Origin of the sequence: Micromonospora sp. NPDC053740 (assembly GCF_040677775.1) — a bacterium.
Classification (GTDB): Bacteria; Actinomycetota; Actinomycetes; order Mycobacteriales; family Micromonosporaceae; genus Micromonospora; species Micromonospora alfalfae.
Genome location: NZ_JBFASO010000002.1, coordinates 597,629 through 615,984, shown reverse-complemented (window position 1 = coordinate 615,984; position 18,356 = coordinate 597,629). Strand labels below are relative to the sequence as shown.

15 protein-coding genes and 1 riboswitch are annotated in these 18,356 nt (G+C 73.6%); of the genes, 7 read left to right on the top strand and 8 right to left on the bottom strand.

Annotated features, from left to right (window positions below):
- Positions 1 to 9 precede the first annotated feature (9 nt).
- Complete coding sequence (locus tag AB0K35_RS07485; RefSeq protein WP_363884237.1) at positions 10 to 2,694, bottom strand: S8 family serine peptidase; 2,685 nt, start codon at positions 2,692 to 2,694, stop codon at positions 10 to 12.
- Positions 2,695 to 2,955: 261 nt separating this feature from the next.
- On the opposite strand from AB0K35_RS07485, the gene AB0K35_RS07480 reads away from it, so the two are divergent.
- Positions 2,956 to 4,770 (top strand): glycerol-3-phosphate dehydrogenase/oxidase, encoded by a 1,815-nt coding sequence (locus tag AB0K35_RS07480; RefSeq protein ID WP_357367510.1) that lies wholly within the window; start codon positions 2,956 to 2,958, stop codon positions 4,768 to 4,770.
- Between the two features lie 88 nt (positions 4,771 to 4,858).
- On the top strand, positions 4,859 to 5,395 hold the full coding sequence (locus tag AB0K35_RS07475) for a hypothetical protein (protein WP_363884235.1): 537 nt from the start codon (positions 4,859 to 4,861) through the stop codon (positions 5,393 to 5,395).
- Positions 5,396 to 5,405: 10 nt separating this feature from the next.
- Here the strand turns inward: AB0K35_RS07475 and AB0K35_RS07470 are convergent, their stop codons facing one another.
- Positions 5,406 to 6,806 carry an FAD-linked oxidase C-terminal domain-containing protein gene (locus tag AB0K35_RS07470; RefSeq protein WP_363884233.1) on the bottom strand — a complete coding sequence of 467 codons (1,401 nt, stop codon included), beginning with the start codon at positions 6,804 to 6,806 and terminating at the stop codon, positions 5,406 to 5,408.
- A gap of 233 nt (positions 6,807 to 7,039) precedes the next feature.
- Between AB0K35_RS07470 and AB0K35_RS07465 the strand changes: the two genes are divergently transcribed.
- On the top strand, positions 7,040 to 7,324 hold the full coding sequence (locus tag AB0K35_RS07465) for a DUF4031 domain-containing protein (protein WP_363884231.1): 285 nt from the start codon (positions 7,040 to 7,042) through the stop codon (positions 7,322 to 7,324).
- Here AB0K35_RS07465 and AB0K35_RS07460 read toward each other — a convergent pair.
- Positions 7,296 to 7,952, bottom strand: coding sequence for a metal-dependent phosphohydrolase (locus tag AB0K35_RS07460; protein ID WP_363884229.1), 657 nt, complete (start codon positions 7,950 to 7,952; stop codon positions 7,296 to 7,298). The two genes, AB0K35_RS07465 and AB0K35_RS07460, sit on opposite strands and share 29 nt — an antisense overlap.
- Positions 7,953 to 8,091: 139 nt before the next feature.
- On the opposite strand from AB0K35_RS07460, the gene AB0K35_RS07455 reads away from it, so the two are divergent.
- Positions 8,092 to 9,294, top strand: coding sequence for an FUSC family protein (locus tag AB0K35_RS07455; RefSeq protein ID WP_238667166.1), 1,203 nt, complete (start codon positions 8,092 to 8,094; stop codon positions 9,292 to 9,294).
- Between the two features lie 23 nt (positions 9,295 to 9,317).
- On the opposite strand, the gene AB0K35_RS07450 is transcribed toward AB0K35_RS07455, so the two are convergent.
- Positions 9,318 to 10,577: an aminotransferase class V-fold PLP-dependent enzyme gene (locus tag AB0K35_RS07450; RefSeq protein WP_238667006.1), complete on the bottom strand. Its 1,260-nt coding sequence runs from the start codon at positions 10,575 to 10,577 to the stop codon at positions 9,318 to 9,320.
- A gap of 46 nt (positions 10,578 to 10,623) precedes the next feature.
- Positions 10,624 to 10,744, bottom strand: a riboswitch (SAM riboswitch).
- Positions 10,745 to 10,767: 23 nt separating this feature from the next.
- Here AB0K35_RS07450 and AB0K35_RS07445 point away from each other — a divergent pair.
- The gene (locus AB0K35_RS07445; RefSeq protein WP_238667005.1) at positions 10,768 to 12,258 is read left to right on the top strand and encodes a PrsW family intramembrane metalloprotease; all 1,491 of its coding nucleotides are present in this window, start codon (positions 10,768 to 10,770) and stop codon (positions 12,256 to 12,258) included.
- A gap of 33 nt (positions 12,259 to 12,291) precedes the next feature.
- Here the strand turns inward: AB0K35_RS07445 and AB0K35_RS07440 are convergent, their stop codons facing one another.
- Together AB0K35_RS07440 and AB0K35_RS07435 are read right to left on the bottom strand one after the other, a co-directional pair.
- Entirely contained in the window at positions 12,292 to 12,459 is a 168-nt protein-coding gene (locus AB0K35_RS07440; protein WP_238667004.1) for a hypothetical protein, read from the bottom strand.
- A gap of 93 nt (positions 12,460 to 12,552) precedes the next feature.
- A complete protein-coding gene (locus AB0K35_RS07435) occupies positions 12,553 to 12,891 on the bottom strand; it encodes a co-chaperone GroES (RefSeq protein ID WP_091402887.1) in 339 nt (112 codons plus the stop codon).
- Between the two features lie 105 nt (positions 12,892 to 12,996).
- Here AB0K35_RS07435 and AB0K35_RS07430 point away from each other — a divergent pair, with 105 nt between their 5' ends.
- Positions 12,997 to 14,361 carry an AI-2E family transporter gene (locus tag AB0K35_RS07430; RefSeq protein ID WP_363884226.1) on the top strand — a complete coding sequence of 455 codons (1,365 nt, stop codon included), beginning with the start codon at positions 12,997 to 12,999 and terminating at the stop codon, positions 14,359 to 14,361.
- Positions 14,362 to 14,497: 136 nt separating this feature from the next.
- On the opposite strand, the gene AB0K35_RS07425 is transcribed toward AB0K35_RS07430, so the two are convergent.
- Positions 14,498 to 16,702: an ATP-dependent DNA helicase gene (locus tag AB0K35_RS07425; RefSeq protein ID WP_238667002.1), complete on the bottom strand. Its 2,205-nt coding sequence runs from the start codon at positions 16,700 to 16,702 to the stop codon at positions 14,498 to 14,500.
- A 103-nt stretch (positions 16,703 to 16,805) separates the two neighbouring features.
- Between AB0K35_RS07425 and AB0K35_RS07420 the strand changes: the two genes are divergently transcribed.
- Complete coding sequence (locus tag AB0K35_RS07420) at positions 16,806 to 17,312, top strand: DUF402 domain-containing protein (RefSeq protein ID WP_357279879.1); 507 nt, start codon at positions 16,806 to 16,808, stop codon at positions 17,310 to 17,312.
- A gap of 24 nt (positions 17,313 to 17,336) precedes the next feature.
- Here the strand turns inward: AB0K35_RS07420 and sigJ are convergent, their stop codons facing one another.
- The gene (gene sigJ, locus AB0K35_RS07415) at positions 17,337 to 18,302 is read right to left on the bottom strand and encodes an RNA polymerase sigma factor SigJ (RefSeq protein ID WP_238667000.1); all 966 of its coding nucleotides are present in this window, start codon (positions 18,300 to 18,302) and stop codon (positions 17,337 to 17,339) included.
- Between the last annotated feature and the right edge of the window lie 54 nt (positions 18,303 to 18,356).

Below are 18,356 nucleotides of genomic sequence, written 5' to 3'. Positions count from 1 at the left end.
GAGACCTGCCTATTGCTGGGCGGCCTGAACGGCGGCGTAGGCGTCGACCTCGCCGGCGCCGGTGACGTTCGACGGTGCGCCGCAGGCGTCGGACGGGCTGTCGGAGCGATAGGTCGGCGTCGCCGCAGTGGCGGTGTCCCGGAGGATCTGCCGGGTCCGGGTCACGTCACCGACAAGCGCCGGGTTCGCCGACCACATCAGCGCGACCACGCCGGCCACCTGCGGGGTCGCCATCGACGTGCCGTCCAGCGCGGCGTACGTGCCGCCCGGCATGGCCGACACCACCCCCACCCCCGGTGCCAGCACGTCCGGTTTACCCGAGCCACCCGGCACCGGCCCGCGCGAGGAGAACTCGGCGACCCGCCGCTTGGCGTCCACCGCGCCCACTGTCAGCACGTCCGGGTACGGGGCGGGCGGATCGTCGATCGACGCGCACCACGGGCCGGTGTTGCCGGCCGCAGCGACAACGAAGATCCCGGCGGCGTCGAGGGCCGCGGTGGCCGGCCGCAGAACGCGCTGGTCGCAACCCTCGATGGGCGGGCAACCCCACGAGTTGGTCAGCACCTGCGGGGCGCGCTCCGGACGGCCGTCGGTGAACGGGTCACCGCCGGCCGGGAAGGGCGCCAACATGAACTGGAGACAGTCCAGGTAGTGCGCGGGGCTGCCGAGGTTGCGGTCCAGGTTGACGCAGCCCACCCACTGCGCGTCCGGCGCCACCCCGATGCCGTCCCGCCCGACCGCGCTGCCCACCGTGTGGGTGCCGTGCCCGCCCTGGTCGGTCGGGCTCCGGGTGTCGTTCCACGGGTCGTACCAGGAGTCGTCCCCACCACGGAACCCGGCCCGTAACGCCGGATGGGTGCCGTCCACCCCCGAGTCGGAGCTGCCGACCACGATGCCCGTGCCGGTGGCCCGGAGCTGGGACCACACCCGGTCGGCGCCGATCTGGCGGATGTTCCACTGCGGGCCGGTGGGCTTGGGCAGGGCGCCCCGGCTCTGCCCGGCCGGGGCCGGCAGTGGCCGCAGGCGCTGGCTGACCAGCACCCGCGCCACCTCCGGTCGGCGGGCGATCCAGGCCCGCACCGCCGGGCCGCCGTCCACCTCGACCGCGTTGACCAGGTAGTACGACACCGGGTCGAGGCGCAGCCGGTTCAACCCCCGGAGCAGGCTGCCCTGGCTCTGCTCGGCGGTCGTCACCAGCCGCCGGTAGACCTCCGCCGCGCGGGCGTCCCGCCCGGCCCGACCCGGCGCGGCGGCCGGCAGACCGCTCAGGTCGGCCTGCGTACGCAGCACCACGAACAGCCGCTCGCCGTACAGGCCCGGCTGGCCGGGGCCGAGGTCGACAGCCCCGAACGCCACCAGCAGCGCCACTGCCGCCACCGCGGCGACCCGCCTGTTCGGGGTGCGTGCCGTCGGCCGGGCGAGCAGCACCGCGTACCCGATGGCGACCAGTACCGCGACGGCGAGCCCGACGCCGGCGGCGGCCGCCACCCAGAACGGGACGTCCCGGGTGCCGACCAGCAGCAGGCTGATCTCTTCCGGGTCGGTGAAGGCCAGCGGGCCGAGCGCGGCGAGGCCCACGAGCCAGCCGGTCGCCGTTCGGCCGGCGCGGGTGGCCTCGGCCGGATCGGCGTCGGGCCGCCAGGTCGCCGCCCAGAGCGCGGCCAGCGCGAAACCCACCGGCGGCACTGTCAGCAGCGCGGGCAACTGCGCGCCGGACTGGCCGGTCCCGGCCGCGAGCAGCAGCAGCGCCACCCCGGCGACCAGGCCGCCGACCAGCACCAGCCGTGCCGGCCGGGGCGGTCGCCCAACCGCGAACGCGGCCCAGAAGGGGGCATCCAGCACAGTCGCGGCGAGCACCCCGAGCGCGGCGGCCGCCAGCAGCGCGAGCGCGGTCTCCAGGAGACCGCCGAGCGCGCCCAGCCAGGCCCACGGCAGCAGCAGCGCCAACCCGGCGGCGACCGCGAGCAGCGGCACCGGGCCGGGCGACCCCCGCCGCAGCCCGACCAGCTGCGGACCCCCGCCGACCGTCGCGGCGGTGTCGGCGTTCGGCCCCGGGTTGCTGGCGGCCCCGGCGCGGGCGGTGTCGGCGTTGGGCCCGGGGTTGCCGACGGTTCCGGCGTGGGCGGTGTCGGCGTTGGGCCCGGGGTTGCCGGCGGCTTCGGCGCGGGCGGTGTCGGCGTTGGGCCCGGGGTTGCCGGCGGCTTCGGCGTTCAGGGGCGCGCCAGCGACGGCCGTCGACGCGGTGGCGTCGGGCGCGGTGCCGACATGCGAACGAGACGCTCGTCGCATCGACCAGCGCACGGTGAGCGCGCTGAGCAGCGCCGCGCCGGCCAGCGCGGCGAGATACGCCTCGTGGTGCACCTGCGGCACGACCCGCAGCAGTGTGAGCACGCCGAGCGCGAGTGCCCCGATCAGCCAGGCCCGCCCAGTGGCCCGGACCGCGCCCGATCGGGGCAGGAGGGCCAGCAGCAGGGCGGGCGTACCGGCCAGCACGACGGTGGCCAGGCCGAGCACCGGCCAGAGCCAGCCGAGCCGGTCCCGCCCGAAGCCCAGCAGCACCTGATCGGTGAGCCAGCCACCGGTCTGGGTGCCCACTGTGACCGCGACCGTCCAGCAGCCGACCAGCACTGCCGCGACCACCGGCCACGGGGAATTGCGAGCGCTGACTCCGGGGTGCCCAGGCTGACCTTGCATTCCGAGAACCTTACGACCACGGTGAACCGTTTCGAACCGACTGCCTCATCGAAGAGTTGAGGAGATCTTGGACAGTTTCCGTTAACCACTAACGGAAACTGTCCAAATCTCCGATTTCTGCTGGCCGTTGATCAGATCAAGCGGCTCGCGTCGACGGCAGCGGGACGTCATCGTCGGCGAGACGTGAAGGTCGCCCGGCGCGGGCGGCAAATGTCGACACGGTGGCCCGACGGTTACGGTGGACAGGTGCGTGACCCCAATATCTCCCGATCCGTCGCCGGTCAGCTCTCACCGGTCCGCCGTGCGTCCGACCTGCGTCGACTGCGTGCCGAGCGCTTCGACGTGCTGGTCATCGGGGGCGGGGTGACCGGAGCCGGTGCCGCCCTGGACGCGGCGTCCCGTGGCCTGAAGGTGGCGCTGGTCGAGGCGCGTGATCTTGCCGCCGGGACGTCCAGCCGCTCCAGCAAGCTCATCCACGGTGGCCTGCGTTACCTGGAGCAGTTGGAGTTCCACCTGGTCCACGAGGCGCTCACCGAGCGCGGCCTGCTGGCCACCCGGCTCGCGCCGCATCTGGTCCGCCCGGTGCCGATCATGGTGCCGCTGCCGGCTGGACGGGGCCTGCGGGATCTGCCGGCCCGGGTCTTCCGCCGCTCGTACTACGGCGCCGGAGTGGCCGCGTACGACGCCTTCGCCGGGGTCTTCGGCGGAGGGCGGGGCATGCCCCTGCACCGTCACCTGACCCGGGAGGGTGCCCGGCGGATCTTCCCGAGTCTGCGGGCCGACGCGCTGGCCGGTGCGATCCGCTACTACGACGGGCAGGTCGACGACGCCCGGCTGGTGGTCACCCTGGCCCGCACCGCTGCCAGCCTCGGCGCCACTGTGGTGAGCAGTGCCCGCGCCGTCGGGTTGATCCGGCAGGCGCGCGAGGTGACCGGCGTCCGCGTCCGGGACCTGGAGGCGCCGCCGGGGTCGCCGGACGCGGAGTTCGAGGTGCAGGCCCGCACCGTCATCGCCGCGACCGGCGTGTGGAGCGACGACATGTCCCGGATGCTCAACGACGTTGGCCTGCGGCCCGGCGTTCGGGTGCGCGCCTCCAAGGGGGTGCACCTGGTGGTGCCCCGCTCGGCGATCACCGGTGAGACGGGGCTCATCCTGCGTACGGCGAGTTCGGTGCTCTTCGTCATCCCGTGGGGCGGGCACTGGATCATCGGCACCACTGACACCGACTGGCGACTGGACCGTTCCCACCCGGCCGCCTCGGCCCGCGACATCGACTACCTCCTTCAGCAGGTGAACACAGTGCTGGAACGGCCGCTCACCACCGCCGACATCGAGGGGGTGTACGCGGGGCTGCGGCCGCTGCTGGCCGGCGAGGCCGACTCGACCTCGAAGCTTTCCCGTGAGCACGCGGTCTTCGAGCCGATGCTCGGGCTGCTGCTGGTAGCCGGCGGCAAGTACACGACGTACCGGGTGATGGCGTCCGACGTGGTCGACCGGGCCGCTCGCCGACTCGGTGGCGCTCGCTCGTCGCGCACCGCCGACCTGCCGCTGCTCGGCGCCGACGGGTACCCGGCCATGTGGCGGGACCGGGCCGACCTGGCACGCCGGCACGGTGTGCCGGTGGGCGTGGTGGAGCACCTGCTGGAGCGGTACGGCACCCTCACCCTGGACCTGCTGGCGCTGGTCGACGCCGATCCTCTGCTGGCGTCCCCGCTGGCTGGTGCTCCGGAGTATCTGGCGGCGGAGGTCGCGTACGCGGCGCGGGCCGAGGGCGCGCTGCACCTGGAGGACGTGTTGACCCGGCGGACCCGGATCTCGTTCGAGACCAGCCACCGGGGGCTGGAGTCGGCGGAGCACACCGCCGAGTTGATGGGCGCGGTGCTCGGTTGGGACGCGGCCACCCGGGCACGCGAGGTCGAGCACTACCGGGCCCGGGTGGAGGCGGAGCGGCAGTCCCAGTTGATGCCGGACGACGCGGCGGCGGACGCTGCCCGCCTCGGCGCTCCGGACGTCCGGGGTTACGCGGCCGACCGGGGCGACGACGATCAGGCGGAGCTGCGCCCGTCCGCTCGATGACGAATTGCGACGTTACCGATGGGTAACCATCGATACCGGCCCGGATGGTGGTTTCGGACGCTACCTACGGTGGGGTAGGTTTCCGCGCGTGCTACCCCGCGCGCGCCCTCGCCTGCTCGTAACCCTGCTCGCCGTCGCGCTCGTCGGCGCCCTGACCGGGTGCTCCCTCTTCGAGGACGACAAGCCGAGCACCCCGGTGGCGCAACCGACAGCCGGCACGGCCGGTGGCGGATCGCAGTTGGAGATCCCCACCACTGTCGCCGCCGGTCAGGTCAGCCTGCTCCAGCGGCTCGGCGAAGACGGGCCGATGCGCACCCTGAGCGTGGAGCGCAACGGCGCGTGGCAGTGCGTCGACTGCGCCGGCGACGGCGTGACCTCCCGGGGCACCCTCGCACCGGAGTTGACCGAACGGCTCCAGGTGCTGCTCGCCAACCCGAGGCTGGCCGACGAGACCGATCAGGCCCGGCGGTACCGGACGACCTGTATCGACGCGCTGACGTCCAGCCTCATCACCTCCACCGGGCTGATCACCTCGCAGGACTGCCCGGGTGAGGAGCTCACGCCGGTCGCCGGGGAGATCCTGCTGCTGCTCACCCAGGCGACCCCGGCCGAGGTCAAGGGCTGACCACAGCCGGTCAGAGCACCTTGCCCGGGTTGAGCAGGCCGGCCGGGTCGAGCGCCGACTTGATCGCCTGATGCACCCGGACACCGACCGGCCCGATTTCCCGGGCCAGCCAGTCCCGCTTGAGCAGCCCCACCCCGTGCTCGCCGGTGCACGTGCCGCCCAGGTCCAGGCCGAGCCGCATGATCTCGTCGAAGGCCCGTCGGCCCCGCTGCACGCTCGCCGGGTCGGCCCGGTCGACCACGATGTTCGGGTGCATGTTGCCGTCCCCGGCGTGCCCCACCACGCCGATCGGCACCTCACACTCGGCCGCGATCCGGGCGACTCCGTCCAGGAGCGCGGCGAGCGCGCCGCGCGGCACCGCCACATCGTCGATCACCAGACCGCCGTTGCCGCCCGGGTAGGCGTCCGCCGCGAACTTCTCCATCGCCGGGTGGGCCAGCCGGCGAGCCTGGAGCAGAGCCGCCGCCTCCACCGCGTCGGTGGCCGCGTAGACCTCGTCGGCGCCGACGGCCTCGCACACCTCGGCCAGCGCTGCCAGGTCGTCCGCCGCCCGGGAGCCGGTGTCGACGGCGGCCAGCAACAGGGCCTGCGCGTCGGTCCGCAACCCCATCGGCTGGTACGCCTCGATCGCCCGCAGGTGGGTCTGGTCCAGCAACTCCAGCAGGCTGGGGGTGAGCCCGCGAGCCGCGATCTCGGCCACCGCCGCGCCGGCCGTGGCGGTGGATCCGAAGACCGCCACCAGCGTCAGCGAGTCGGCTGGGGCGGGCCGCAGCGCGACGGTCACCTCGGTGATCACGCCGAGGGTGCCCTCCGAACCGACGAACAGTCGGGTCAGGTCGTAGCCGGCCACCCCCTTCGCCGTACGCCGGCCGGTGCGCAGCACCTCGCCGGAGGCGAGCACCACCTCCAGGCCGAGCACGTACTCGGTGGTCACTCCGTACTTCACACAGCACATGCCGCCGGCGTTGGTGGCCACGTTGCCGCCGATGGTGGACGACTCCCAGGAGCCGGGGTCCGGCGGGTACCAGAGGCCCTGTTTGGCCACCGCCCCGGCCAGCGCCGCGTTGACCACCCCCGGCTGGACCACGGCGATCCGGCTCACCGGATCGATCTCCCGGATCTCGTTCATCGCGACGGTGCTGAGCACCACCGCGCCGTCCACCGCGTTCGCCGCGCCGGCCAGCCCGGTCCGCGCGCCCTGCGGCACCACCGGTACGCCGTGCCGCGCCGCCGCCTGGATCACGGCGACCACCTGCTCGGTGTCGCGTGGGCGGGTCACCACGAACGGGACGCCCGCGGCGCACAGGTCGGCCTCGTCGCGCTGGTGCATGCGCAGCAGGTCCGGGTCGGTGAGCACGGCGTCGTCACCGAGCGCGGCGCGCAGGTCGTCGAGGAGCGCGGTGGAAGCCATGCAGCCGAGGCTAAGGCGTGTGTCAAAGCCCATGGCCGGCCTGCGGCGGGCCCAGACGACGACCGGTCGCGTTGGGAATCGGCCCGGATACGACACCGGTATCCGGGCCGATTCCCGCCTTGCCGGACCGCCGCCTGGACTCCGCCTCGGCTCGACCGAGGCTTTGACACACGCCTTGGGTCGCCGACCGGCGATCATCAACATGATCGACTGGGCGGGATAACTTGGGCACCATGCTCTACCTGGACCGGCCGGCCTGGCCGTGGCGCGGTCGGCTCTGGTCGCACCTGATCAGTGACGTCTCGTACGCCGAGCTGCACGCCTTCGCCGAGGCGCTGGGTGCGCCCCGGCGCGGCTTCGACAGGGACCACTACGACATTCCGGCCGACCGGTTCGCGGCGGCGGTGTGGCTCGGTGCCCAGGTGGTGCCGAGCCGGGAGCTGGTCCGGTTGCTCCGCGCCGCCGACCTGCGTCGGCCGAAGCACCTGGTCAACGGGCGTTCCCCGGTGACCCGGTGAGGGTGGCCAGCTCCCGGCGCACATTGTCCCGGGCGGGCTCCTCCCACCGGCTCGCCAGCCGTGGCGACCGGAACAGCGCGGGCAGCGACAGTAGGCCGGTCAACACGGCGGCCCGCCCAACCCGGAAGGCCGGCTCCGGCACATGGGCGTACTCCCGGCGGATCGCCGCCGCGTAACGCTCGTAGCGGGCCGGCGGCGCGGCCAGCACGGACAGGTCCGCATCGCAGAGCAGCACGCCGTCCCGGTCGCCCGGTGCCACAGCGTGCCCGGCGGTGAGCAGCACCAGCCGGCGCACCTCGGACACAGTGGGCGCCGGCACCCCGAGCCCGGTGAGCATGTTCTCGGCCAGCGCGGCGCTGTCCCGTTCGTTGGCGTCGCCGGCGGCCCGGGGGTCGTAGACCGCGTCGTGGAACCAGGCCGCCAGCCGGATCGCGTCGGCCCGAGTGGCCAGGTCGGCGTGCTGGTCCACCACATCGAGCACCGCCGTCAGGTGGGCCAGCGTGTGGTAGTGCCGGTGCGGCTCCCGCCACCGGACGATCAACTGCTCGCCGACCCGGGTGGTACCCGGATCGGGTCTCGCGCCGGCACCCCGGGCCGCCGCCCGCCATCGGTCCAACAGATCAACCACCGCCCGAGTTTGCCGCATCCTCCCTCGACGCGCCCGAAGGGAGGGTTCAGCGGGCCCACCACGGGTAGTCGCGCCCATGGCCGTGGCCCGGGACAAGCGACAGCCGGTGGTGCGCCGTACCGCGCTGCGCGACGGTTTGGTGGACATCGACGGCGCGCGGATCGCCGAGGCCACCGAACAGCTGCGCCACCGCAGCCGGGCCACCCTGCACGATCGGCTGCACCGGGTACGGATGGCCGGCGGACTCGCCGTGCAGGCCGGGCTGGCCGCCGGGCTCGCGTACCTGATCTCGCACAAGGTGCTCGGCAACCCGCAACCGGTCTTCGCGCCGATCTCCGCGGTCGGCACCCTTGCCGCGTCGGTCGGTCAGCGGTTCCGCCGGACGGTGGAGCTGATCGTCGGGGTGGGGGTCGGGGTGGCCGTCGGTGACCTCCTGATCTACCTGCTCGGCACCGGGGCGTGGCAGCTCGGCCTGGTGGTCACAGTGGCGATCCTGCTCACCATCTTCGCCGGAGCGAGCGTGGCCATCGTCATCCAGGCGGCGGCCACGGCGGTGCTGATCGTGACGCTGAGCCCGTCGACCCAGAACCTGGAGATCCCCCGCTTCGTCGACGCGTTCCTCGGCGGTGGGATCGCGCTGCTGGTCACGGCTGTGTTGCTGCCACTGAACCCGCTCCGAGTGATCAACCGGGCCGCCCGCCCCGCCCTGGACCTGCTCGCCGCCCAGCTCGACGCCACAGCCGACGGGCTGCGCAACCGGGACCGCGCCACCATCCAGGGCGCACTGGAGAGGCTGCGCAACAACAAGGAGGAGTTGGCCACGTTGGGCGAGGCCATCGAGGGAGCGAAGGAGACGGCCACCCTCTCGCCGGCTCGCTGGCACCGCCGCGACGAACTGACCCACTACGCCGAGGCGGCCGACCCGATCGACCGGGCGATGCGCAACAGCGGCACGCTGATCCGCCGGTCCGTCACGTTGGTCGAGGACGAGGAACCGGTGCCCGATCCGATGCCGGACGCGATCGGTCACCTCGCCGAGTCGGTCCGGCTGCTCAAGCACGAGTTCGCCGCCGGTGAGGAGCCGGAGAAGGCCCGGGAACGGTCGCTGCGGGCGGTCAGCGAGGCCGGCCGGGCGTACGGCGACGGGGTGGGCTTCTCCGGCAGCGTGGTGATCGCCCAGATCCGCACCACAGCGAGCGATCTGCTGGTCGCCTCCGGGATCGAGCAGGAGGAGGCTAACCGGTGGATCCGCACCGCCTTCGGTGAGCAGGAGCGCCCGGTCGGTGAGCCCGCCGAGCCCGGCGAGGCACCGAAGCCACCCACCGCCCCGCCGGTCGGCTGAGCGGCGACCATCGCCGCGCGGCCTCAGCCCAACTCGGCCAGGGCCGCGAGCAACCGGTCCACCTGAGCGGCGGTGCTGCCCAGCCCGATGCTGGCACGCAGCGCGGTGGGCGGCAGGTCCCGACGGCCGGTACGACCCGCCGCCTCGCCGAGCAGACGCCGGGCCAGCGGGTGGGCGCAGAACAACCCGTCCCGTACGCCGATGTGGTGCTCGGCGGCCAGCCGCGTGGCCACCTCGGTGGAGTCCCGGCCGGCGACCACGAACGAGACGATGCCGACCCGGGGGGCGTCCGGGCCGAAGGTGCGCAGCTCGACGACGTGCGGCAGGGCGGCGAGGCCGGCCCGTAGCCGGGTCAGCAGGGCCTGCTCGTGGGCGGCCAGCGCGCCCTGGTCCGCCTCGTCGAGCGCCCTGCACACCGCCGCCAGCGCAACCGCTCCGAGCAGGTTCGGGGTGCCGCCCTCGTGGCGGGCCGGGCCGGTCGCCCAGGTCACGTCGTGGGTGGCCGGCCCGACGTGGCTGGTGGCCCCGCCACCGGCCAGGTAGGGCGGGGCGGCGTCCAGCCAGTCGGCCCGACCGATCAGCACGCCCGCGCCGAACGGCGCGTACAGCTTGTGGCCGGACACGGCCAGGTAGTCGACGTCGAGCGCGAGCAGGTCGACCGGGGCGTGCGGGGCGAGCTGCGCGGCGTCGAGCACGATCCGGGCACCGTGCCGGTGGGCCACCCGCGCCAGTTCGGCGACCGGCCACCGCTCACCTGTCACGTTGCTCGCACCGGTCACCGCCACCAGCACCGGCAACGCCGGGCTGCTGCCCCGGCGCAGCTCGGTGAGGGCGGCGGCGAGATCGCGTACCGCCCCGTCGCTGTCGCTGGGCACCGGCAGCCGCACCGACCCGCGCGGCCAGGGCAGCAGGTTGGCATGGTGTTCGGAGGCGAACGTGACAACAGTGGTGCCGGCCGGCACGGCCCGCGCCAGCAGGTTGAGCGCGTCGGTGGTGTTGCGGGTGAAGATCACATGATCGTCGGCGCGAGCGCCGAAGTGGTCGCCGATCGTCTGCCTTGCCTGCTCGTACGCGAGGGTGCAACGCCGCGACAGCGCTCCCGCTCCGCGATGCACGCTGGCGTACCAGGGCAGCAGCTCGGCCACCGCGTCGGCGGCGGCCCGCGCGCACGGCGCACTGGCCGCGTAGTCCAGGTTGATCTCGCCGGGCACGCCGAGGACGTCGAGCGGCGCGGACGGCACCGACGGCACGGTGGGCAGCGAGGAGACGAGTGTGACGGACACGCCGGAACCTCCGGGGTCAGGGACCCCGGGTGTGACATCGGGACGGGGTCCGCGCTTGCCCAGCACACCGATCGGGCTGGGCCCGGTCATCACCCGGGGCACCCCACCGCGAACTCGACGAGGGTTGCCGGCCAGCAAGCCGGGGCTTGACGCTGGCGCTCGTGACCTGCCGGCAGCATAGCTGCTACCGATGCGACCGAACCAGCCGGCGGCGGATGGCTACGCTGACCGCATGGCCGACACCCCGCCCGGTTCACCGCTGCCGCCGTCGCCCGCCGACCCGCCTGCGCCAGCCGTCCCGCCCATGGGTGAGACGCCCCGGATGCCGCTGCGCCGACTGGGCTGGCGGCGGTTCCTGGCGCTGGCCGGGGTGGTGCTGTTGATCGCGGCGTGCGCGGTCTTCATGGTCTTCACGCTCGGCCAGTCGCTCGGTGTGCAGGCCCTGCTGGTCGGGGTGCTCGCCGCCATCCTGCCGGTGCCGGTGCTGGTCGCCTGCTTCCTCTGGCTGGACCGGTACGAACCGGAGCCGTTGAAGTATCTGATCTTCTGCTTCGCCTGGGGGGCGTTCGTCTCCACCGCCGCCTCGCTCACGGTCAACGACTTCGCGGCCAATCGCTTCGCCGACTGGGGTCTGCCCTCCGCGCTCACCGGGGTGCTGGTGGCACCGTTCATCGAGGAGCTGACCAAGGCGCTGGGCCCGATCCTGCTGCTGGTGTTCCGCCGCCGCGAGTGGTCCGGTATCACCGACGGCCTGGTCTACTGCGGGCTCTCCGCGGTCGGTTTCGCGATGGTGGAGAACATCCTCTACCTGGGCGGGTTGGGGTACGCGGCCGGCGCCGACCGGTACGGCCCGGCCACCGGCATCCAGCAGGTCATCGCGATCTTCATTCTGCGGATCCTGCTGTTCGGGTTCGCCCATCCCCTTTTCACCTCGATGACCGGTGTGGGGTTGGGTATCGCCTCCCGGACGGCGGACCGGCGCATCCGGGTGCTCGCCCCGATCGCCGGTCTGCTGCTGGCGATGATGCTGCACGGCACGTGGAACCTGCTGCCCACGCTGACCCAGGCCACCGGCGAAGCCATGATCATGCTGTACGGCTTCCTGGGGCTCATGGTGCCGGTCTTCTTCGGCACCGTGGGGCTGGCGCTGTGGCTGCGCGCCTGGGAGGGGCGGCTCACCGAGCGGGTCCTGCCCGACTACGTACGCGCCGGCTGGCTCAGCCCGCCCGAGGTGGCAGCCCTGAGCAGTCTCGGCCGACGGCACGCCGCCCGCAGTTGGGCGCGGCGGGTGGCCGGCGACGCCGGGGTGCGGGCGATGCGGGGTTACCAGTCCGCCGCGACCCGGCTGGCCCTGCTGCGCGACGGGGCGCTGCGTGGCCTGGACCGCAAACCCGCCGACCAGGAGCGGACCGCCCGGGAGGAGCGGGAGCTGCTGGAGGCGATCACCCATTACCGGTCGTTCTTCGTGGGTCGGGACCCGCAGGCCCCGGCGGGGGTCTGGGACGGCAGCCGCTACCACCTGCGCTTCCCGGACGGCACGCAGCGCGCGGTGGACGCGCCGGACGAGCCGGTGGTGCCGATCCCGGTGGTGCTGGCTCCCGCCCCGGCTCCGGTGGGGTACGCCCCGCCCGGCTGGCCCGCCCTGCGCCCGGCGTCGCCCTGGCCGCCGACGCACCAGTGAGAGCTACGGCTGACGGCTGACCAGGAGTGCGGCTCAGGTCATCAGCGAGGTGAGGAAGTCACCGAGGCCCTGGAACATCGCGATCAGCGCGGCCCCGACCGCCCGGAACATCTGCGCGGCGCCGTCCGGCCGAAAGGCCATGAAGTAGATCAGGAACGCGACACTGCCCCAGGTCAACAGCTTCTTCACGAATACCGGCATCGTCCCTCCCCAGGGCCACGGTCGCCGGATGGCTTCCCGTCGTGCGGCTGGGCAAACGGTGCGCGACGGGGCCTGGTGGCCGGGGGAGGTGCGTCAGAGGTAGAGGCCGGTCGAGTCGTTCTCGATCCGCTCGGCGGCCACGGCGTGTACGTCCCGCTCCCGCAGCAGCACGTAACCGCGGCCGTGCAACTCGACCTCGGAGCGCTCGTCCGGGTCGAAGAGCACCCGGTCGCCGGAGACGATGGCGCGGACGTTCGGCCCCACGCCTACCGCTGTGGCCCAGGCGAGGCGCTTGCCGACGGCGGCGGTCGCCGGGATGACGATGCCAGCGGTGGAGCGGCGTTCGCCCTCGCTGCCCTCCATCCGCACCAGCACGCGGTCGTGCAGCAGGCGGATCGGCAGGCCGGCGTCGAGATCGTTGTCGGCGGTCACGTCGCAGACGCTACCGTGTGGCCGATGGTGCCCGGCCGGTGGTTACGCCGGAGGTGGTCGGGGCATTGTGTGGCGGAACCGCCCTACGGTGTCGGGAACGGACGTATGCTGTCCGACCTGTCGCCGTCGGCGGGCCGGGTTTTCTGCCAGGAGGTGCGCTTGAGCCGCTTCGAGCGGGTACGCGGGCGGCTTCGCCGCGCCTACCAGTCACGACAGGCGTCGGCGCGCGCCGACGAGGGCGTCTCCAGTGATGCGTTGAACGACACGTCGGAGGCGGCCCGGGTGGCGTCGCCGGCCGTGCCGGGGCCGACCGCGCCGGCGAGCGCCACTGTCTACGGCGCGGAACCTCCGGTGGACCTGCACAGCTCCACCTCCAGCCGGGACGACGCCGACGTCCCGCACGGGCTGCGGATCGCCGCCGCGTGGTGTTGGAGACTGATCGTGATCGGCGTGGTGGCCTGGGCGCTGCTGCGGATCGTCGGCACGGTCAAGATCGTGATCATTCCGCTGGCTATCGCGCTGCTGCTCTCCGCCCTGCTCGCCCCGGCGGTGGGCTGGTTGCTGCGGATCCGGTTCCCCCGGTCGCTGGCGACGGCGGTGGTGCTTGTCGGCGGTCTGGCAGCGGTGATCGGCACGCTGACGCTTGTGGTCAACGAGTTCATTCGCGGCGTACCGGAGCTGAGCGAGAAGTCGTCGGAGGGCGTCCGGCAGATCCAGAACTGGCTGAAGACGGGCCCGCTGCATCTCTCCGACACCCAACTCGACAGGTACATCGACGAGGCGCAGGCCTGGATCAACAACAACACCTCAAGGTTCACCAGCGGCGCGCTGAGCACCGCCGCGACCCTGGCCGAGGTGCTGACCGGCACGCTGCTGGTGCTCTTCGCGACGTTCTTCTTCCTGCGCGACGGCAACCGGATCTGGCGCTTCCTGGTCCGGCTGCTGCCGGTGGCCGCCCGCTGGAAGGTCGACGACGCGGGCCGCGCCTCCTGGCAGACGCTTGTCGCCTACGTCCGCGCGACAGTGCTGGTCGCGTTCATCGACGCGGTCGGCATCGGCATCTTCCTGGTCGCCTTCGACATCCCGTTCGCCTTCCCGCTGGCCGCACTGGTCTTCCTCGGCGCGTTCATCCCGATCGTCGGTGCGGCGCTCTCCGGCGGCGTGGCGGTGCTGGTGGCCCTGGTCGACAGCGGCCCGGTCACCGCGCTGATCATCCTGGGCGCGGTGATCGGCGTGCAGCAGATCGAGGGGCATGTCCTCCAACCGCTGATCATGGGCCGGGCGGTCGCCCTCCACCCGCTCGCCGTGATCATCGGTATCGCCGCCGGTGTCGTACTCGCCGGCATCACCGGCGCGCTGGTCTCCGTGCCGCTCATCGCGGTGCTGAACACCGCGGTCCGCCGGCTTGCCGCCCGCAGGGTCCCGGACACTCCGCCCGACGCGGTGGTCGTCGCCTCCCAGGCCCCCTAGACCCGCGAGATCGCGCAGGATCAAGGAAAGAGTGGCCTCCCGACCGCGGGAGACCACTCTTTCCTTGTTTGAGCGCGATCTTGGGCCGGCCCGAGCGGCGCGGGTGCGGCGCGGTGTGGGTGCGGCACGGCGCGGGTCAGGACTTGGCCAGGCGTTCCAGCGCGCCCCGGGCCACCTCGGGGCGGGTCGTGTACCAGAACGGGGGCAGCGAGCGGCGCAGGAACGGCCCGTACCCTCGGGCCGTCTCCAGCCGGGAGTCGAGCACCGCTACCACTCCCTTGTCGCCGGTCGCCCGGATCAGCCGGCCCACGCCCTGCGCCAGCCGCACCGCCGCGATCGGCACGCTGACCGCCGCGAAGCCGGAGCCGCCGCCCGCGTCCACTGCCGCCGCGCGGGCCGCCGCCAGCGGTTCGTCCGGGCGGGGGAAGGGCAGCCTGTCGATGACGACGAGCTGGCAGGCGTCACCCGGCACATCCACCCCCTGCCAGAGCGACATCACCCCGAACAGGCAGCTGGCGCGCTCCTCGCGGAAGCGGCGCACCAGCAGCGGCAGCGCCTCCTCACCCTGGAGCAACACCGGCAGGTCGGTCCGCGCGCGCAACAGCTCCGCCGCCTGCTGCGCGGCCCGCCGGGAGGAGAAGAGCCCCAGAGTACGACCACCGAGCGCCTCGACCAGCCCGAGCAGCTCCTCCCCGGCCGCCTCGGGCAACCCGGAGACGCTGGGGCGGGGGAGGTGCGCGGCGACGTACAGGATGCCCTGCCGGGCGTAGTCGAACGGCGAACCGACGTCGAGTGACCGCCACCCTGGGCCTTCGGTGGCCGGGACGACGGCGTTCGGTGTGGCGTCGCCGGCGACGCGACGGCCCGGTGCCTCGGCAGCCGGCCGGCCGGGGCCGGTGCGGGCGGCCAGTGCGGCAGCGGCGGGGGTCGGCGGGGCGGGCGGCGGCGCGTCCAGCCCGAGGGCGCGGGCGACGGTGTCGAACCGGCCGCCCAGCGCCAGGGTCGCCGAGGTGGCCACGACGGTGCGTTCGTCGTACAGGTGGGTGGCGAGGGTGCCGGCCACCGACAGCGGCGCGACCACAAGCGCTCGGCGGTTGCCGCTGTCGTTCTTCTCCACCCAGGCCACGTCGTGGTCGCCCTCCTCCAGTAGCCGCTGCGCGGTGGTGGAGAGCTCGTCCAGGGCGGCCTTGGCCTGCTGCTTGCGGACCGGGTCGGGATCGTCGGACTTGATGTCGCCGATCGCGTCCAGGGCGGAGCGGGTCGCCGCGTCGAGCAGCGTGCACGCCTCCCGCAGTGGCGTCGGCAGCCCCGCGGTGATCCGCCCGGCCGGTGCCTCGGCCAGCCCGACCGCCAGGGCGTCGCCGGCGGCGGTGAGCGCCTCGGCGGTCTCCGGGCGCAGCAGCGTACGGGCCCGCCGGGTGGTCCGGTCGATCAGCTCCGGCACCAGCTCCGCCTGGGCGGCGGAGGAGACCCGGTCGGCCAGCTCGTGCGCCTCGTCGACGATGAGCAACTTGTGCGGCGGCACGATGTGCCGGTCGGCGAGCATGTCGACAGCGAGCAGGCTGTGGTTGGTCACCACGATGTCGGCCTCCCGGGCGCGGGCCCGCGACGCCTCGGCGAAGCACTCCTGCCCGAACGGGCAACGGGCCGCGCCGACGCACTCGCGGGCCGGCATCGACACCAGCCGCCAGGCCTGGTCGTCGACGCCCGGGTCCAGTTCGTCCCGGTCGCCGGTGGCGGTCTTCTCGGCCCAGTCGCGCAGCCGCTCGACCTGCTTGCCCAGCCGGCCCGCCTCACCGAGCCACTTCGTCCCGCCGCCGGGGCGCGCCGCGGGTGCGTCGAAGAGGGTGTCCTCCGGCTCCTCCTCGGTGGAGTTGTCCAGTCGGGCGAGGCAGAGATAGTGATGGCGGCCCTTGAGCACGGCGAAGGTGGGCCGACGGCCGAGCACCGGCTCGACCGCGTCGGCGAGCCGGGGCAGGTCGTGGTCGACCAGTTGGGACTGCAACGCCAGGGTGGCAGTGGAGACCACCACCGGGCCGTCCACAGTGAGCGCCGGCGCGAGGTACGCCAGCGACTTGCCGGTCCCGGTGCCCGCCTGCACGAGCAGATGCTCGCCGCCGGCCACGCACTCCTCGATTGCCGTGGTCATCTGAAGTTGGCCGGGGCGCTCAGCGCCGCCGGGCACCGCGCCGACCGCCGCCGCCAGCAGCTCGGTGCCACTGGGCCGGGCACCCCGCCGCCGGCCCTTGGCACGGGCCGACGGGGTGGCGGAACCGGTGGCGGTGCGGGGCGGAGTCACCGTGCGACGGTACCCGGCGCCGCCGACACCGACCGCGCCCATCCGCCGCGTGGCGCGATGCCGACCGGCGCGGTCGTTGCGGCCGACCCCGTCCGGTTACGGCCGCGCTACGACGCGTTGGGCTGTATCGGTTAGGGTGCGAATCATGCCGAGCGACATGGTCCGCGTGATCTACCGCAAGTACGACGGCAGCGCCCACCGCGACTACCCGGCCCGCCGGCTCACCGAGGACGATCTCGGCGTCTGGCTCGGCGTGCCCGAGGGCACCGAGTCGGTCTACCACGGCCGGCCGTCGGTGGAGAAGATCCCGTTCGTGCTGTTGGTGCCACACCGCGCCTGGTGGACGGGCATGTTCAACCCCCCGCCCCGCACCAGCGAGGTCTACTGCGACATCACGACCCCGGCCCACTGGGAGTCCGACGACACCGTCCACCTGATCGACCTGGACCTGGACGTCGTCAGGCGTCGGGCCACCGGCCTGGTGGAGCTGCTCGACGAGGACGAGTTCGCCGAGCACCGGGCCCGGTTCGGCTACCCGGACGACGTGGTTGCCGAGGCCGAAGCCGCGGCACAGCGGCTGTTGGGGGCCCTGGGTGACGGCACCGAGCCGTTCGCCACCGCGTACCGCAAGTGGTTGGCTCTGGTGGTCTGAGGCCGCACGCCCGCCCGCGCCGGCTCACCAGCGCGGCGGCCAGCCGTCCGCCGCCGCCAGCGGTGGCAGGTCGGTCAGCTTCTCCGGGTTGAGCTGGTTGTAGATCGCGGTGATCCGGCCCTGGTCGACAGCGAACGCGGTGACCAGGCGGATCGGTCGCCCGTCGCTGTGCGTCGTCTCCAGTTGCAGGCCGAGAACGCCGTCGACGAGCACCGGCCGAGCCAGCACCCGGTCGGTGTACCTGCCGGTCCGGCCGAACAGGCCGAGCGTGAGGCGAGCCACGGAGTCCGCGCCGAGCACCGGCCAGCGGGCGGCCGGGAAGTGCCCGCCCGAGTCGCCGACGAAGACCACGTCCGGCGCGAGCACCTGAAGCAGTTGGTCCAGTTCGCCGGACTCGGTGGCGGCGACGAACGCCTCGAGCACCCGGCGTTGCTCGGCCGGGTCGGCGGTGTGCCGGGGTACGTCCGGCGAGGTGACCGCCCGTCGGGCCCGGGAGGCGAGCTGCCGGGCCGCCACCTCGGTGGTGCCGAGCACCCCCGCGACCTGCGCGAACGGCAGCGCGAACACGTCGTGCAGAACGAGAGCGACCCGTTGCTCCGGCGCGAGCCGCTCCAGCACCACCAGCAGCGCCGTGCCGACCTCGTCGGTGCGCACCGCCCGCTCCGCCGGGTCTGGCGCGTAGCCGTCGGCCGGCGGCCGGCCGCCCAACTGGCTCACCACCGGCTCCGGCAGCCACTGCCCCGGGTACGCCTCCCGGCGGACCCGGGCCGAGCGGAGCACGTCCAGGCAGATCCGAGCGCAGGTGGTGGTCAGCCACGCGGACAGGTCCCGGATCTCGGCGCGGGCCGCCGGGTCGGCCAGCGCCCCGGCGTAGCGCAGCCAGGTCTCCTGCACCGCGTCCTCCGCCTCGCTGCGGCTGCCCAACATCCGGTGGGCCACCGCGAGCAGCCGGCCCCGCTCGGCCTCGAACTCCGTCGCCAGCTCCCGCACGACCCACCACCCCTTCCGGTCGGCGTTCCCGGCCTACATCCTCCCGCCGAGGGG